This window comes from Nitrospirota bacterium (genome assembly GCA_016219645.1).
GTDB lineage: Bacteria > Nitrospirota > Nitrospiria > Nitrospirales > Nitrospiraceae > Palsa-1315.
In genome coordinates this window covers 19,441-36,192 of record JACRLR010000040.1, presented here as the reverse complement: position 1 = coordinate 36,192, position 16,752 = coordinate 19,441, and the positions used below count along the sequence as shown (strand labels likewise).

The window sequence follows — 16,752 nt, the reverse complement described above, 5'->3', positions numbered from 1 at the left end:
AATTCAGCATGCCGTTTTCTTATTCAACGGATTCACCACTGTGTCCGTTCCGTTCTTGCATTGCCGATCGAGACCCTCATGGTACGGAATACTGCCACCCGTCTCCACAACACGAAGGGCGTTGCCCGATGGCGCCACGTTTCGAAAGGACATGATACAGTCGCTGCGATGAATGTGATATCCCGGTTCAAATTTCGCTTGCGAAAGTCGCATTCGGAATATGGGGGAGATGGAAGAATTTCCCGTGACCGCTCCATAGATGTGAGCGGAAAATGACGCGTCGCAACTCGTTGAACCCTGAGTAACAGCGGGAGGATGGATCTCGATGATGGGTTCAGCCGTTCCTTGCAAGTTCTCAGGCTGTTCGATAAAATGCCCGAAGCTGCGTTGGCCCTACCAATTTCGCCGATAAACTTCGCGTACCATAAAATCTCTCGGCATCTACGGATAAGGATGAGTCGATGAAGGATGTACTGCGAGTCGTTACGTTAGTCTGCATCGTGACGACGGGAGTCGGCGTAGGGGTGTCTCCGGGGTATGGCGAACCCTATGAATTGAGCAAAAACGATGTGATGGATCCCAAGGCTTTGAAGAGTCCTGAGATTTCACTGTTTGGAGTGAAACTGGGAGACTCCGAAGCCAAAGCCCTGGATACGCTGGTGAATGAAAAGATTCCCGGAGTCAAAGTGGAACAGGAAGCCTTGTTTATTTTTTTGCTCGACCAACGCAAACCGACCGGTCCTATGGCTGGCGTGCGCATCCAGGACGGCAAGGTCGACCTGATCTTTATCAACAATCGATTTTCCTATAAGACTCGCGGCATCTTTCGCAACGTGTTGAACAGCGAAAGCCCTGATGACATCCGGAAGCTGCTGGGCAAAGAAGAGTACGGAGACGAAAACGTGATGGGTGCAATACTGGCTTACGATAAGCAGGGGTTCGTCATCAACTATTTGGGGAAAGACATCAACATCGAGTTTTCTCTGCTCCGATAGCGATGTGGGCTGGGTATCCTACCCGAACACATGTCTGTCAATTTCGATCACTTTTCAGCTTTCTTTTCTCTCCTACAAGCCGATACACGCCTGGCTATCTTTGCCGATCGCATCAGAGGACATTCGCGCCTTTGGCTACTAGGCTGTCGACTTATCAAACAGAAGAGTTCAGTTCAGTGCGGCAAGCCGGCTGCTTGCAGCCCATAGGTAATGAGATTTGTCGCGGTGTTCCAGCGACGCTTGGAGTTAAGAATGACCAGCAGAAGATCGTTGCCGTTTTGAGAGACCTTGGCGATAAGACACCGCCCCGCTTTCGATGTAAATCCGGTCTTGACGCCTTCCACGCCGGGGATGCGGCCTAATAACCGGTTGGTGTTGTGCAGCACGTAGGCCCGGTGGCCGCTGATCGGTGTGATGATCGCGCGTTCTTCACGGACCAACTGCCGGAAGATCGGCTGATCGAGGGCAATAACACTCAACGCGGCAAGGTCTTCAGCCGTCGAGTAGTGGTCCGGGTTATCGAACCCGCAGCCATTGCTGAAATGTGTATCAGCCAAGCCTAGGGCCTCTGCCTTGTCGTTCATGAGCGCTACGAACTGTGCTTCGTCGCCGCCGACATGCTCTACGGCTGCCAGGCAAGCATCATTCGCTGACATGATCAACATGGCCTTCAGCAGATCGTCCAGCCTAAAGACCTGCCCTGCCTTCATGCGTAAATGCGTCTTGTGAGCCCGTGCGGCACTGGGACTAATCGTGACGAGATCATCGAGCTGTCCCCTTTCCAGAATGACCAGCGCTGACATGATTTTCGTGAGACTGGCCGGGGACATTCGCTTTCCCGCATCGTGTTCATACAGCACACGCCCACTATTGAGTTCTTTGAGAAGAATGCCATGGGCTGGCGCAACTCGCCATGGAGGAAACTGGTTTGGAGCGAATGCCGTTCGGACCTGCGCAGGCTGAGCTCCTACGCTCTTTGCAGTAGCGATGGAAGGAATGACGGTCTCGGCACCGATCAACAGGAAACCGACGAACACTCCAACAACGTAGGCAAGCAGTGGTGGCCGATGGGCTTTGACGTGGGCTGTTGTCATCATGAAGCCTTTCTCCGACTCATAGGGTATAAGATTCCCTCACCTTCCCGCCCCGAAACCCGCTGTCGATCACCTTATGGAAGAAGCGGAGCAAATCGGCAAGGTCGATCCAGAACCCGCAATTCAAACAACGGGCATACAGTCTCCGGTTTACCAGCGTATAGTGACGCTCCACCATCATAAAGCCCTTACATTTCAAACAGTGCATTGAGGTGCCTACCTAAGTCGATTCATCACCAATGCCAAGCAGCCTGCCAACAACCCTCCGCCAAAAATTGTGGTGCCGAACGAGAGATACGCACTGGCCCCACTGCCGAGTGGGGGCCCGTCGAGCAGGTCTCGTACGCCCCCTTGTACCATAAGCACAGAGAGGGTGAGCAGAGCGCCCATAGCAAACCACCATCGAAAGGATCTCACAATGTCTCCAAACAGAGCGCCAAAAGGCTCGGAAACCCAATTCTCGGCCACTCTAGCCGAGGGTTGATAGGCTGTCAAGAAGACTGCCCATTGGTTCAGATCCGTCTCGCGTCAGAGGTCGGATCACAATCATGGAGCAGGCGCGATGGAGGCAGATGACGCTTTCAACCCCCGATGGAGAAAGATGGAAACGCTTTCATTGCCGTTGTCCGCCGTCACGAGTCCAGGTTCTTCAGTATCCTTCGTTGTGACGCGAAACGACGCAAGGGCGAAGGGGCCTGGTTTTGTCTTATAGTTTCTCGGTGGGTATTCGAATGTCCCATCGTCACGGCCGAAGAGAATGGAGAGATCGCTCGACTGAAGGTTGACGATAGCCACATCGGTGCGCCGGTCGCCATTGAAGTCGCGGGCAAGTCCAAAATTCGGCCCCACGTCGGCGCCGGAATCGTGCCCTGGCTGGAAGGTTCCATTCCCTATTCCCAGGAAAGTTGTAAAACTGTCCTTCACGCCGTTGATCACAAGGAGATCGCGGATCCGGTCATGATTGAAGTCGGCGAAACTGACTCCGAGGGGACGCTTCCCTGTCCGGTAGTCTGTGGGAGGGCGAAAGGTGCCGTTGCCATTCCCCATCCAGATTGAGACCGCATTCGACATCGGGCCCCCGTTTGTGACGGCTAAATCGACCTTCCCATCGCCATCCAAGTCAGCCATCGCTACCGATGTGGGTGTATCGCCATATTCGTACTGCGCCCCATGGGTGAATTCACCGGTACCGGTCCCCAAGAAGACTTTGATCTTGTCGTTGCGCAACGCAACAACGAAATCCAGCGCCTGGTCGCCGTTCAGGTCGTCGATCGCAATTGCGATGGGGGTCCTATGAACGGGATAGCGCGTCCCCTCTTGAAACTTTCCATCTGCTCGGCCGAACAGTATGGCAACTTCGTCAGCTCCTGAACAGGCCAAGACTACATCGGGAAAAGGATCGGAATTGAACAGCCCTAGCGCCAGCGAGCGAGGCTCCCTACACACACTCAATTCGACCTGCTCGCCAAAGGTGCCGTCCCCATTGCCTAAGAGAATCGAAAGGGTATTGCTGCCCATGTTGGTGGTCACCAGATCGGTGAAACCGTCCTGATTCACGTCAGTGGGAGTGACGGTCGTTGGATTCTTACCGACTTTGTAACTGGCAAAGTAGTAGAAAAGATCTGGTGGAACGTAGGGATCTTGTTTGGTGCAACCACTTGCCAACAGCAGTAAGAAGCTTGCCGCCGCGGCCGCAAGATCCCACGCGCGAGACCTGGTAGAGCAAGCAGGTTCCTTGATCGCCCACCACTTTTCAAGAAGGAAACCAACGGCGTGGTGATTCGTCCACATGGGCGCATGCCTCTAACTCGGGCGTTCTCGCCAAAACGAAAGTCCCCAGTATACAGATCGGCGCTTTCTCCTGGCAATCAATCGGGCTGCGCAACGTTGTCCACCAAACCGTGGTGTGCCAGGTCCTGGCCCGCCCAGCAACCCCTTTGTAAATGGGGCAATGGTTGGGGTACAATAAGCACCTGGAGAAGGAGGAATCTATGAGCAAGACAGTGAAGATTGAGCTATCGATGTATGGAATTGCCGAGATACTGCATTGGTGTCACGACCGCAATAACGGTCGGGTCCCTGGGGTAGACACGGCAGGCTTCGAGAAGATGAAAGCACTCTTGGCTGAAAAGCCCCAGTCGGGTGATTATTTTACGCTCGATCAGTTTTGGAAGAAGAGGATCACCTTGGACCTGACAGAAGAGGAGGTAGCGACGATTGATCGCTGTCTCTACGACATCCCGAATTTGGATAACGAGCCACTTCCTCAAATCCGACACAAATTCTGGCCGCAAGAGACGGCTGTCCACTGATCGTAACAGAGGCCGCCTACAAACGGCCTCACCCTCATCACGATTCGTCAGCTAATCGATAAGGATCAGCCGTGAGGCGTCTGAAAGACCCGATGTGTTCAGATTGAGATCGTGGACGGGAAGACCTGCTGGGAGCACAGCTATGGCGAGTCGCGGGATTCGTTCTAGAGAGTTCCTTCTCCTTTCAGGTACCTGCGGAAGCGGTCCATCAGATCGGCGCCGAGTGTGCCACCCTCCGGCTTCTTCGTATCAGGATCGGCAAAATGCCCACGAATTTCCTGGAGCCGTTTTTCCGCCTGCTCATTCCCTTGTAGGCGCTTGGTTTGCTCTAGCGCTGTATCGAAGGCCTCAAACGTCAGTTCGTTGTATCCGAACGAACGGATCCGTTTCACGGCCTTCATCATCGCCTGATTGCGAAATGTGGTCAGATGGTCGGAGTCGATTTCCTTGAGCCCCAGTTTTCGGGCTCGCCGCTCAGCGGCTTTCCGGATGCCACTCCGCACGAAATCCGGCGATGTCTGCAACCGTTTCCATGCTTCATCCGCCCACGTCACACGTTCTTGAGGTTCATCCCATAGCTGTACCAGAACCTGCTCGTCAATTTGGGCGATCCCTTTTTCTCGCGCCAAGTCTTCGGTATCCCGCTTGAGCATATCGGTCACAAACTCGGCTGCGATCGGAGGCGATTGCTTCAATTTGTCCTGCAATCTTGCCAAGGCCCCCTCCGTCCATGGAAGAGAAGCCGCCGCCGCTTCACGGATATCCCCCATGGCCTCGACCTTTGTAAAAAGGTCGATATTGACTTCCAGGTGGCCATCTTTCTTGGCGACTTCTTCAGCAATCTGCTTGATCATACCTCGCATGAACTCAGGAACGCCGCTCAACCGTTCTTTCGCGGCAGCGGTCCAAGGCAACCGGCCTTCCGCCATCACAGCCGCTGCTTCCGCGATGCCGGACTCTCCACCCATCCCTCCCATCATTTGGTTTTTGAACTGATCGAGTAGCTCTCCCGTAATCTCTGGGCAGCCAAGTTCGCGGGCCTTTTTCTCGGCTAGACGACGAACCATTCCCCGCAAGAACAGCGGTGCCCGTTCTAGACGGGTGGAGGCCTCATCCGTCCAGCGGATATCGATCCCGACCGCGTCATGGGGTTCTGGTGCGTTCATGCGAGCGTCCTGTTATGACTGGTTCAGGAGTTCTTTCAATTCCTTGCCGGCCTTGAAAAAAGGAACTTTCTTGGCAGGGACCGCCACCGTGGCTCCGGTCTTAGGATTCCGTCCTTCTTTCATGCGGCGAGCCCTTAACCGGAAACTTCCGAACCCTCGAATTTCTGTCTTATCGCCGTTCTTCAATGAATCTCGCACACAGTCGAATATCGTATTGACGACAACTTCCGCCTGCCGTTTCGTCAAAGTTGTGACCTGTTCCGATACGCGCTCGATGATTTGGGCCTTCGTCATGTTGGATCCCCCTTCGTGATGATGAATCGGCCTATCCGTCGATCTGATCGCGCTAGAATGCCAGAAGATATTTAAGGCTGACCCCGGAGTAAAAGTCCAGCTTCGGAAAGAGCCCGGACAATCGTGATTCGATCAACTCTCTTATTGAAAATCGCCGGCGTGGCTCAATGACTTTCGGCTCACCTTCGATGCCGGCGACATCTGCCGCAAGCTGGATTGCCGCTTGGAGATCGCCGAGTTCGTCCACCAGCTTAGAGGCTTTGGCTTGACGGCCCGTGAAGATTCGACCGTCCGCCAAAGCCTGCACAGCCGCCACGTCGAGTCCCCGTCCTTCCGCCACTGCCTCGATGAACTGTCTATGGACATCATCCATGACGGATTGGAGCAGCTCACGCTCTTCATCGCCCATCTTCCGGAGTGGCGACCCCACATCCTTGAAGCGCCCACTTTTAATCACCACACCTTCGACCCCGATCTTCTGGAGCAGTCCTTCAACGTTCGCCATTTCCATGATCACGCCGATGCTCCCCGTCAATGTCCCTGAATTGGCCATGATCCGATCGGTCGCGACGGCAATATAGTATCCTCCTGAGGCCGCCACCGTACCCATCGATGCGATCACTGTCTTGTTGCTCTTGTTCCGAACCCGCCGGACTGCATCATGTATTTCTTGGGACGGGACGACCCCACCTCCCGGACTGTCGATTCGCAATACAATGGCTTTAATGGAGGGATTGTCGGCAAAACGCTTTAATTCGCCGATGGTGGATTGCGCATCCACAATCACACCTTCGATACGAATCAATCCAACCCGGTCCTCCATCGACATGTCGAGGTCGGGGAAAAATAGGTTCATCAGAAACAGTAAACCCAGCCCGATGCCGAGTGCCCAGAATACTCTGCGCAGGATCCCTCGCTTGGCCGGTCTTTCGATCGTTTCATCACTCATGGTTCTGCTTGCCTACACCGAGATATGGTGCATCATCGCACCTCGTTATCGTCCTCGCCTTGACGTGGCTTCCGGTTCTGCTTCGCGGCACGACCCAAGCTTTGGTCCAACGCACCTTGCGTGGCATGAAATTCATCCACCTTACGGCGATCGGTATCCAGTTCATGGTCGCGTAGGCTGAGTGCGATCTTCCGTTCTTCACGATCGACCTTGATGATCTTGGCCGTCACCTCATCCATCAGCTTGAATTTCTCTTCGAGCTTAGCCTGTTGGTCGAGACCGGCCTCGCTGATGTGAATCAACCCTTCGACTCCCCCTTCCAACTCGACGAAAATGCCGAAGTCGGCGACCTTGCTCACCTTCCCCACTGCCACATCCCCAACAGTAAACCGGCTCGGAATCTCGTCGTCCCATGGATCGCTCTTGAGTTGCTTATAGCCGAGCGAGAGCCGTTCCTTTTCCTTATCGATCCGTAAGACTACAGCTTCTACCTTCTGCCCCTTCTTGAAGAGTTCGGAGGGATGCTTGATGTGCTTGGTCCAAGACATGTCGGAAATGTGGATCAATCCGTCGATGCCCTCTTCGAGTCCAACGAACGCGCCAAAGTCAGTAAGACTCTTCACTTTTCCTTCGATGCGCGTGCCGATGGCGTACTTCCCTTCAACCATATCCCAAGGGTTTGGCGCAGTCTGTTTCATGCCGAGCGAAATCTTCCTGCTGGCTGTATCCACATTCAGTACTGCCGCTTCGACCTGATCCCCGATAGATACGACGCGTGACGGGTGGCGCACCTCGTGCGTCCATGACATGACGGAGACATGCACGAGTCCTTCGACACCGGGCTCGAGCTCGATGAATGCCCCGTAGTCGGTCAGGCTCACGACACGACCTCGGACACGGGTGCCAATCGCATACTTAGTGGCTACGCCGGTCCAGGGGTCGGCGCTCTTTTGTTTCAAGCCGAGCGAAATGCGTCCAGTCTCTCGATCGTATTTGAGCACGCTCACTTCCACCTTGTCGCCTATGTTGAACATTTCTGACGGATGGCCGACACGGCCCCAGGACATGTCCGTGATGTGGAGGAGTCCGTCGATACCGCCGAGGTCGATGAAGGCCCCGTAATCCGTAATGTTCTTCACCACGCCTTGAATCAATTGCCCTTCCTTCAACGTGGAGAGGGTCGTCTTGCGTTTCGAATCCCTCGTCTCTTCCAAGAGCACGCGTCTGGATACCACGACGTTGCCGCGCCGATGATTGATCTTGATGATCTTGAGCGGAAACGTGCGCCCGACCAGCCCGTCAAGATCTCGCACCGGATGAAGGTCGATCTGTGAGCCAGGTAGAAACGCCTTGACGCCGATGTCCACCATCATGCCGCCTTTGATTCGCGCGACGATCTTGCCGTCGATGCTTTTCCCGTCATTGAAGAGCTTTTCCAGCTCTTCCCAAATCTTCATCTTGTCGGCTTTTTCCTTGGACAGAACCAAGTTGCCGTCCGCGTCTTCACACTCCTCGATATAGACTTGAAACCGATCGTCCACCTTGATGTTCTGAAGCTCCTCGGCGGAGAACTGATCGTTCGGAATCATGCCTTCGGACTTGTAGCCGATGTCGACGACCACTTTGTCTTTGGTCACGGCGACAACGCGGCCTTCAGTAATGGTGCCCTCTTCGAGGTTTTTGAAGGTCTCCTCGTACAGGGCTGCTAAGGCTGCTCGATCTAATTGCTGATCACTCGATGGCGAAGCCGTACTCATGATATGAATCCTACTCTTCCGACCGGAGTCGGGTGCTGATAGTTATACACCGGCATTCACTCAGCGTTGCGAATGTCGGCACTGGACTGCTGGGTCGGTGATTCCACGGCACCTAAGGAGGCGATACGATCCATCACGGTGCGGCTCACCTCCTGATAAAACTGCCTAGACTCTCCTGATTCCCCACTCCGGGGAAACGTCAGGGGATCTCCGTAGAGAACGGTCACAGGACGGAAGCGCGGCCACTTGGCTCCCGTTGGTAAAGCATCATATGTGCCCTTCAAATAGGCCGGCACCACGGGGCAACCGGTTTGGGCAACAATCACACCGATCCCGGGTTTGGGACGTTGTAATCGACCGTCCTGGCTGCGTGTGCCCTCCGGAAAGATCACCACGACCTTTCCTTCCTTGATCAGCGTCACTGCTTTACCAAATGCATCACGGTCCAATCGACCGGTCCGCAGTGGAATCCACCCCAGCCACTGCAGAATCTGGTTCATGCCCGGTATCGGAAAAAGATCACTGCGCCCCAAATACCAGGCCCGCCGCCGCATCCCACAACCTAGGAGCGGAATATCCAGGTAGCTGGCGTGGTTCGCCGCAACGATGAACCCACCGGTGCGGGGCACTGAACCAACGACTCGATAGTGAAAACAGAGCCAGCCGATGGTCCTGGAAAGGATCCACAGGATCCCATAGAGGACCGAACTCACAACCTGGCCGCAATCACAGCCATCATCTGGTCCACGACCTCCGCGACGGACAATATCGAGGTGTCGATGAACCGGGCATCTTCAGCGGGAACTAACGGGGCGGTTGAGCGGGAACGATCTCTGGTATCCCGTCCCGCCAAGTCGGCTGTCGTCTCTTCAAGAGCCTTGGAATGTCCCGCTGCAACGAGTTCCCGATGTCTGCGTTGAGCCCTGACAGTCGGATCCGCTTCAAGGAAAAACTTCACGTCTGCCGCGGGGAACACGTTCGTTCCCATGTCCCGTCCCTCAGCCACTACCGCCCCGTCTTGTCCGATTTGTTGCTGGATGGGCAGCAGCCAGGCCCGAACCGCTGGAATGGCCGAGACTACCGACGCAGTGGCCGACACCGCAGGCGTTCGTAGGCCACCACTCACGTCCTTGCCGTTGACCAATACCGTTGCGGTTCCGTGATGGAACTGCACCTGGAGCGAGAGGGTGGGTAACAGAGCGGCGACCGCCTCGGCATCCGTAGGGTCCCGGCCAGATTCAAGAACAGCCCACGCCACCGCCCGGTAGAGGGCGCCGGTGTCGAGATACAGATAGCCCAACCGAGAAGCCAATAACCGGGCCACCGTACTCTTGCCGACACCGGCTGGACCATCGATCGCGATAATCAGGCGGCTCGCTTGCTTGTCCTCAGCAACATAACCCACGTCATGGCCTCGTATTATAGCCCTCAGCGGCGTTCAGTCAATAATTCCAGGAGTGTGTGATGAAATGTCGGAAATGATGTTTCGATACAGTCCGTCTCGTCAATCAGGGTTGGCGTGGGCGCGGTCAAACCCGCGATGGCCAATGACATCGCCACCCGGTGGTCCCCATGGCTACGGCCATGGGCACCCTGCAGCCGACCGTTATCTTCTGTCGTGCCAAGTCCTCGCACAACCATCCCGTCGGGATTCTCCGTGATCTGCGCCCCCATTGCGCGCAGTTCTGCCGACATTGTCGCTATCCTATCGCTCTCTTTGACCCGCAATTCTTCGGCCCCTGAGACGACCGTTTGGCCCTCTGCGACTGCGGCCGCGACACAGAGGATGGGAAATTCATCGATCGTCTGTGGAATCGAGTCCGGCCTGACTGCCACTCCGCGCAGCCTCGCAGACCTCACTCGGATGTCGGCAACCGGCTCTCCTGCCTCTTCCCGTTGATTGAGCAATTGAATGTCTGCGCCCATCCTCGTCAGCACGTCCAATAGGCCGGTTCTGGTCGGGTTGACTCCCACCTGTTGAATCGTCACGTCCGAGCCGGGAATGATCGTCGCGCCGACGATAAAGAATGCGGCGGCAGAGAAGTCACCCGGTACAACCAATCGTGGTGCCGCACTCCACCCAACCGACGGCTGTCCGTCAATCAGCAGGGTCGGCCCTTCCCGTCGAAGGGCAATACCAAAAGACTGGAACAACCGTTCCGTATGGTCACGCGAGAGACGCGGCTCCGTCACACGGGTCGTTCCTTCGGCGAACAAGGCTGCGAGTAACAATGCTGACTTGATCTGCGCGCTCGCCACCGGCGAGGTGTAGTTGATTGCGCGGAGACGACTTCCCGTTACCGCTAAGGGGGCGAGTTCACCGCCCTTGCGTCCGGCGATGGTAGCTCCCATTTCCCGCAAGGGCTTGACGATCCGCCCCATTGGTCGGCGACGAATCGATTCGTCGCCGGTCAGTACCGTAAAAAAATCCTGTCCTGCGAGCAGGCCGGTCAAGAGTCGAATGCCCGTTCCCGAGTTTCCGCAATCAATCGGCCCACTCGGCTCGGTCAAGCCCCAGAGTCCCTTGCCGTAGACACGTAGCTCCTCGGCCGATTCATCGATACGTACTCCGAGAGTCTGGAATGCGCGCATCGTATTGAGACAGTCTTCGCCTCGACAATAACCCGCAACCGAACTGACCCCGTTCGCCAAGGCTGTCATGATGATGGCACGATGGGTGATCGACTTATCGCCCGGGACAGAAATCGTTCCCCGTAATGGTCGGCCTGGCGTGACAGTCAAAGTTGCCATATAGATAGGTGCTATGCAGACGGAGCAGGTCGCACAGAGAATTTTTCTCTTTCCTGCTTGGCCCGCTCAAGTTCTTTCTCGATACCTGTGACATCACCGACTCGAATGAACTGTTTCAATTGGCTCAACGAACGTTCATAGGCCTCAATGAACGTGACCAAATTGTCTCGGTTCCAGAGGAAAATATCGCGCCACATTTCTGGGGAGCTCGCGGCAATCCTGGTCGTGTCCCGCAACCCGCCGCCCGAGTGGCCCGCCAGATCGAGTGCGGGAATTTGTCGGTCGCGAATTTCAGCGAGGGCATTGATCAAGGCAAAGGCCACCACATGAGGCAAATGGCTCACCGCTCCGAGAATTTTGTCATGCAGATGGGCATCCATTGTGAGCACCACGGAGCCGGTTTCCTCCCACATCGTGCGGACCCGTTCAAGCGCCTGGGGGTCCGTCCGGTCCGTCGGAGTGATGATGCAGCGTGCACCGACAAAGAGCTGATCAGATCCGGCCGCCACGCCGGTCTTTTCCTTGCCGGCAATGGGATGGGCTCCGACAAAATGGACCCCCTCCGGCATGGCCCGTTCAGCCTGTTCGACCAGCCGACCCTTTACGCTTCCGACGTCGGTCACAATGGCGCCTTTTTTTAGGCATGATGCCCACTCAGTCAGGTGGCGATCATAGGTGTCAACCGGTGTGGCCAACACGACTAGGTCGGCATTCTCCACTCCATCTTTGGCAGCGCGCACGAAACGATCGATCGCGCCAAGTTCGACCGCTGTTTTCAAGTTCCCGACACTCCTCCCGACCCCGATGACATTTGCCGCCAACCCCTTTCGACGAAGTATCATGCCGAGCGATCCACCGATCAGCCCCACTCCGATGATTGCGACTTGGGTGAAATGCAGCGCCATTACAGTTCACGACCGACTGCGACGGCAATCTTTCCCATGTCCCGCATCAGTTCCTTGAACTGACTCGGCTTTATGGATTCTTCACCGTCGCACAGCGCACATTCCGGGTTCGAATGGACTTCGATCAGGATGCCATCTGCTCCCGCGGCCACTGCAGCTTTCGACATCGGCGCCACCAGATTCCATTTCCCTGTGGCATGGCTGGGGTCGACGATGACGGGCAAATGCGAGAGTTCTTTCAAGGTAGGAACAGCAGCGAGATCGAGTGTATTGCGATATTGCGTTTCGAAGGTCCTGATCCCCCGTTCACACAGTATGACGTTCGGATTCCCTCGGGACATGATGTATTCTGCCGACAGGAGAAATTCTTTGATCGTCGCCGAAAGCCCCCGCTTCAAGAGCACCGGCTTGTCGTAGGCCCCAACCTCCTTGAGGAGCTCAAAATTCTGCATGTTGCGGGCGCCAATCTGGATTATGTCGGCTTTTTCGAGAAACAGCTCGATATCACGGGTATCTAGAATCTCGCTGACCACCGGCAACCCGGTTTGTTTTCTGGCCTCAACCAGATAATCCAATCCTTCACGTCCCAACCCCTGAAAGGAATAGGGCGAGGTCCGAGGCTTGTAGGCGCCGCCGCGCAAAATACTCGCTCCGGCCGCCTTGACTTCGTGAGCGATGCCGACCGTGACTTCGAGCCGTTCTACCGCGCAGGGTCCCGCCATGATGATCAGTTTGCTGCCCCCCACCTTCCTGCCGCTGACATCGATAACCGTGCCTTCACGCTTAAACTCTCGGCTGACAAGTTTCCAGGGCGCGAGAATCGGCAACACGCTTTCAACACCCGGCATGGCCGTGAGGGGTTGGTTGTGCAGTATCCGATCGTCGCCGACAACCCCGATGATCGTCCGCTCCTGACCAGTCGACAGTTGCGACTTCAGCCCCAGTTCACGCAGTCGATCGATAATATGGTCGACTTCCCGTTCGCTTGCCTCTGGTTTTAGTACGATAATCATGTTGCCCTCACTAGCAGGATGCTGAAAAAGTCCGCCAGCATCGTTCTCGCTTCGCTCAGAGGCTCAACGTACCGAAGCGTACGCCTCGCCTCTTCGCTCGCTGCGGCCTTGCTGAACAGCCTTTTTGAGCATCCTGCGTGATTACTAGGCACTCAATGCGAGTGGATCACCCGCTTGAGTGCAGCCAAGAATTCCCTGTTTTCTTCCTCGAGGCCAATGGTCACTCGAACCATAGGCCCATCAATGTGACGAATGATGATGCCTTCCCTCAGCAGGGCCTCAAATACCGCCCGGCCGTCACGTCCGACGTCAACATAGACAAAATTCGCTTCGCTTGGGATTGGGGTAAACCCAAGCGAGGACAATCCATTGACCATCTGCCTCATCCCTGCTTCATTCACCGCCCGGCTCCGGGCCACATGTTCCTCGTCACCGAGGGCGGCGCGCGCGGCGCGCTGCGCGAGGCTATTGGCGTTGAAGGGAGGGCGCACTCGATTCAAGAAACTAATGATCTCCGCTGTCGCGACACCGTACCCGATTCGCAATCCAGCGAGGCCGTAGATCTTCGAAAAAGTCCGCAGCACAATCACATTCCGTCCCAGTCTCACATACGCCATGGAGTCCGGAAACTGCTGGCTCCTGACATATTCAAAATAGGCTTCGTCGAACACCACGACCACATGGGCAGGCACGCGCGAGAGCAGCAGTTCGACTTCATCGGCTGTCACCATCGTGCCGGTTGGATTATTGGGGTTACAGAGGAACAAGAGCCTTGTTCGGTCGGTGACAGCGGCCGCCATTGCCTGAAGGTCGTGTCTCCACTGCTTCAATGGGACGACGACAGGCTTTCCGTGGGCTGCCGTGACTTCCATCTTATAGATGACGAAGGTCTGATCGGCCATGACCGCTTCGTCTCCCGGGGCCAAAAACGTGCGGGCGAGCAGGCCCAAGATTTCATCCGATCCATTCCCGAGAATGACGTGATCCAGTGTCACCTTCCAATGATTTGCCAGGGCTTCACGCAGGCGGAATGCACCGCCGTCTGGGTAGCGATGCAGGGCCGAGCTCCCCTCACGTAACGCCGTGAGGGCCTTCGGAGATGAGCCCAAGGGGTTCTCGTTAGAGGCCAGTTTAATGACGCGTGTGAGGCCCAGTTCCCGTTGCAGCTCCTCAATCGGTTTCCCGGGAACGTAGGGACTCAGTGAGGCAATATCTGGATGGACGTTCAGTGCCATGACATCAACTGTGGGCTGGATAGGATCCGAGGACTTTCATAAACAGGCAGCGGCCAACGATTTCATCGACGGCTTTCTTGACCCGGTCTTCCTGGATGTGTCCTTCGACATCAACGAAGAAGATGTACTCCCAGGCTTTTCGTCTGGAAGGGCGCGATTCGATCTTGGTCAGGCTCAGGCCATGAGAGGCAAAAGGCCTGAGTAGATCATACAGGGCGCCGACTTTATCTTTCACTGAGAGCATCAAGGAGGTCTTATCCTTTCCCGTACGCTCGGGCGGTTTCTGAGACAGGACCAGGAAGCGGGTCATGTTGTTCAAATTATCTTCGATGCGGGACTTAATGACCTTCAAGCCGTACAACTGGGCCGCCAACTCTGAGGCAATAGCGGCAACAGCGGGATTTTCCACGCACAGCTCTGCGGCACGTGCGGTGCTCGCCACTTCCGACCAGGGCACATCGGGCAGGTTGGTTTCCAGCCAGTTGCGACATTGGGCAATGGCTTGGGGATGAGAGTGGATGGTTTTCACATCTCCCATCACGCCGGATTTCGACATCAAGTGATGGGAGACTTCTTGGAGTACCTCGCCATAGATCAGAAGCTCGGAATCAATGAACATATCAAGCGTGTGGGTCACCACACCTTCTGTCGTATTCTCGATCGGGACTACTCCAAAATTGACGCGCCCTCGTTCGACTTCACTGAATACCTCTCTGATGCTATTGGCCGGAATATATTGAGCGGACGACCCGAATTTTTGCACACAGGCCATGTGCGTAAACGTAGCCCTAGGGCCCAGATAGGCAACCTTCTGAGGGCCTTCGAGCGAGAGGGAGGCGGACATGATTTCTCGATAGACTGGCCGAATGGCCTCGGATGGAAATGGTCCGGAGTTCTGTCGCACGAGGCGCTCGATGATCGCCGCCTCCCGCGCCGGGGTATGGAGATTGGCACCCGAATCTTTCTGTTTCTTGATCTTGCCGATTTCGATGACACTCTTGGACCGCTCATTCAACAGGCGCAAGATCTCATCATCGATGCGATCGATTTCTTTCCGGTAGTTGGAGAAGTCCCCGGACACAACTAATTCCCCCTCTTCCCACCCATGGATATGGGCTTCCCTCCTTACGCTGGAAGGGAGCAGGCCAAGTCATAAATGATACAGGAACCATTCCTGGCAATGCAAGGAGACCTTCAACGTTTCATGGGCTTGCAGAATGGTCCCGGCTGTTCACGTCTCGATTAGGAGGACGTAACAGCGGCCAGGCTTATCACGAGAAAAGAGGGGAGATCGGCTTCTTAAAATGGTCGTAGGCGCGCTTCGTGGCTTGGCGGCCACGGCCGGTTCGTTCGAGAAAGCCGGCCTGAATCAGATAGGGCTCATGGACATCTTCGAGCGTGCCCTTATCCTCCTGGACCGCAGCAGCCAGGGATTCCACCCCGACCGGTCCTCCAGCAAACTTGTCAATGATGGTGAGAAGAATCTGACGATCCATCTCATCGAACCCCCCCGTATCAACGCCCAGCCATGTCAATGCGTCCTGGGCCACAGTCTGGGTAATTCGTCCCGCCGCCTTGATCTGGGCATAGTCGCGTACCCGTTTGATCAGCCGGTTCACGATGCGTGGGGTTCCGCGAGCGCGACCGGCAATCTCGCTCGCTCCCTCGGAATCGATCGGGATCCCGAGGACTCCAGCCGAGCGTGTCACAATCGTCTGCAACTCCATCGGAGAATAAAAGTCCAGGCGGTGAACAAGCCCAAATCGGTCACGAAGGGGAGAGGTCAGGGCACCGGCCCTCGTGGTGGCCCCGACGAGCGTAAATCGGGGGAGATCTAATTTCACCGTCCTGGCAGCAGGCCCCTGGCCGATCACGAGATCAAGCTGGTAGTCCTCCATCGCCGGATAAAGCGCTTCCTCAACAGCGGCAGGGAGACGGTGAATCTCGTCGATGAACAGAACATCGTGCTCTTGGAGGTTCGTCAGGATGGCGGCTAAGTCGCCCGCATGGGCCAACACGAGCCCAGAGGTTGAGCGGAGTGCGGTCCCCATCTCGCGAGCAATGATGTGGGCGATGGTCGTCTTCCCCAACCCAGGGGGGCCGTAAAAAATTGTGTGATCGAGCGCTTCCTCCCGCTGCTTAGCCGCCTCGATACAGATCCGAAGGGATTCTTTCATCCGCTCCTGGCCAACATACTCTTCCAGGGTCTGCGGACGCAGCACAGCCTCGACACTTCTCTCTTCGTCCGTGATCTGCGTACCGACGACTCGCTCAACCATCG

At 55.9% G+C, this 16,752-nt stretch carries 18 protein-coding genes; 2 read left to right on the top strand and 16 right to left on the bottom strand.

Annotated features, from left to right (window positions below):
* Window positions 1–3: 3 nt before the first annotated feature.
* Entirely contained in the window at window positions 4–153 is a 150-nt protein-coding gene (locus HZB34_13345) for a hypothetical protein (protein MBI5316944.1), read from the bottom strand.
* A 308-nt stretch (window positions 154–461) separates the two neighbouring features.
* Here HZB34_13345 and HZB34_13340 point away from each other — a divergent pair, with 308 nt between their 5' ends.
* Window positions 462–995, top strand: coding sequence for a hypothetical protein (locus tag HZB34_13340; protein ID MBI5316943.1), 534 nt, complete (start codon window positions 462–464; stop codon window positions 993–995).
* Window positions 996–1,168: 173 nt separating this feature from the next.
* Here HZB34_13340 and HZB34_13335 read toward each other — a convergent pair whose 3' ends face one another.
* The 3 genes from HZB34_13335 to HZB34_13325 all read right to left on the bottom strand — a co-directional run bounded on the left by HZB34_13335 (window position 1,169) and on the right by HZB34_13325 (window position 3,880).
* The gene (locus HZB34_13335) at window positions 1,169–2,092 is read right to left on the bottom strand and encodes a D-alanyl-D-alanine carboxypeptidase (protein MBI5316942.1); all 924 of its coding nucleotides are present in this window, start codon (window positions 2,090–2,092) and stop codon (window positions 1,169–1,171) included.
* Window positions 2,093–2,305: 213 nt separating this feature from the next.
* On the bottom strand, window positions 2,306–2,479 hold the full coding sequence (locus HZB34_13330) for a hypothetical protein (GenBank protein ID MBI5316941.1): 174 nt from the start codon (window positions 2,477–2,479) through the stop codon (window positions 2,306–2,308).
* A gap of 156 nt (window positions 2,480–2,635) precedes the next feature.
* Window positions 2,636–3,880, bottom strand: coding sequence for a VCBS repeat-containing protein (locus HZB34_13325; GenBank protein ID MBI5316940.1), 1,245 nt, complete (start codon window positions 3,878–3,880; stop codon window positions 2,636–2,638).
* A 200-nt stretch (window positions 3,881–4,080) separates the two neighbouring features.
* Between HZB34_13325 and HZB34_13320 the strand changes: the two genes are divergently transcribed.
* Window positions 4,081–4,401, top strand: coding sequence for a hypothetical protein (locus HZB34_13320; protein ID MBI5316939.1), 321 nt, complete (start codon window positions 4,081–4,083; stop codon window positions 4,399–4,401).
* Between the two features lie 164 nt (window positions 4,402–4,565).
* Here HZB34_13320 and HZB34_13315 read toward each other — a convergent pair whose 3' ends face one another.
* The 12 genes from HZB34_13315 to ruvB all read right to left on the bottom strand — a co-directional run bounded on the left by HZB34_13315 (window position 4,566) and on the right by ruvB (window position 16,750).
* Window positions 4,566–5,567: a PCP reductase family protein gene (locus tag HZB34_13315; GenBank protein MBI5316938.1), complete on the bottom strand. Its 1,002-nt coding sequence runs from the start codon at window positions 5,565–5,567 to the stop codon at window positions 4,566–4,568.
* 12 nt (window positions 5,568–5,579) lie between these two features.
* On the bottom strand, window positions 5,580–5,861 hold the full coding sequence (locus HZB34_13310) for an integration host factor subunit beta (protein MBI5316937.1): 282 nt from the start codon (window positions 5,859–5,861) through the stop codon (window positions 5,580–5,582).
* A 52-nt stretch (window positions 5,862–5,913) separates the two neighbouring features.
* Window positions 5,914–6,810 carry a signal peptide peptidase SppA gene (gene sppA / locus HZB34_13305; GenBank protein ID MBI5316936.1) on the bottom strand — a complete coding sequence of 299 codons (897 nt, stop codon included), beginning with the start codon at window positions 6,808–6,810 and terminating at the stop codon, window positions 5,914–5,916.
* 32 nt (window positions 6,811–6,842) lie between these two features.
* The gene (locus tag HZB34_13300; protein ID MBI5316935.1) at window positions 6,843–8,567 is read right to left on the bottom strand and encodes a 30S ribosomal protein S1; all 1,725 of its coding nucleotides are present in this window, start codon (window positions 8,565–8,567) and stop codon (window positions 6,843–6,845) included.
* A gap of 56 nt (window positions 8,568–8,623) precedes the next feature.
* The gene (locus HZB34_13295) at window positions 8,624–9,280 is read right to left on the bottom strand and encodes a 1-acyl-sn-glycerol-3-phosphate acyltransferase (GenBank protein ID MBI5316934.1); all 657 of its coding nucleotides are present in this window, start codon (window positions 9,278–9,280) and stop codon (window positions 8,624–8,626) included.
* Window positions 9,277–9,972, bottom strand: coding sequence for a (d)CMP kinase (locus HZB34_13290; GenBank protein MBI5316933.1), 696 nt, complete (start codon window positions 9,970–9,972; stop codon window positions 9,277–9,279). The genes HZB34_13295 and HZB34_13290 overlap by 4 nt, the downstream gene beginning before the upstream one ends.
* 23 nt (window positions 9,973–9,995) lie before the next feature.
* The gene (gene aroA / locus HZB34_13285) at window positions 9,996–11,318 is read right to left on the bottom strand and encodes a 3-phosphoshikimate 1-carboxyvinyltransferase (protein ID MBI5316932.1); all 1,323 of its coding nucleotides are present in this window, start codon (window positions 11,316–11,318) and stop codon (window positions 9,996–9,998) included.
* An 11-nt stretch (window positions 11,319–11,329) separates the two neighbouring features.
* Complete coding sequence (locus HZB34_13280; protein ID MBI5316931.1) at window positions 11,330–12,223, bottom strand: prephenate dehydrogenase; 894 nt, start codon at window positions 12,221–12,223, stop codon at window positions 11,330–11,332.
* Entirely contained in the window at window positions 12,223–13,236 is a 1,014-nt protein-coding gene (gene aroF / locus HZB34_13275; protein ID MBI5316930.1) for a 3-deoxy-7-phosphoheptulonate synthase, read from the bottom strand. The genes HZB34_13280 and aroF overlap by 1 nt, the downstream gene beginning before the upstream one ends.
* A gap of 152 nt (window positions 13,237–13,388) precedes the next feature.
* Window positions 13,389–14,471 carry a histidinol-phosphate transaminase gene (locus HZB34_13270; GenBank protein ID MBI5316929.1) on the bottom strand — a complete coding sequence of 361 codons (1,083 nt, stop codon included), beginning with the start codon at window positions 14,469–14,471 and terminating at the stop codon, window positions 13,389–13,391.
* Between the two features lie 4 nt (window positions 14,472–14,475).
* Window positions 14,476–15,552 carry a prephenate dehydratase gene (gene pheA, locus HZB34_13265; protein ID MBI5316928.1) on the bottom strand — a complete coding sequence of 359 codons (1,077 nt, stop codon included), beginning with the start codon at window positions 15,550–15,552 and terminating at the stop codon, window positions 14,476–14,478.
* Between the two features lie 190 nt (window positions 15,553–15,742).
* Window positions 15,743–16,750 (bottom strand): Holliday junction branch migration DNA helicase RuvB, encoded by a 1,008-nt coding sequence (ruvB, locus tag HZB34_13260; protein MBI5316927.1) that lies wholly within the window; start codon window positions 16,748–16,750, stop codon window positions 15,743–15,745.
* Window positions 16,751–16,752 lie beyond the last annotated feature (2 nt).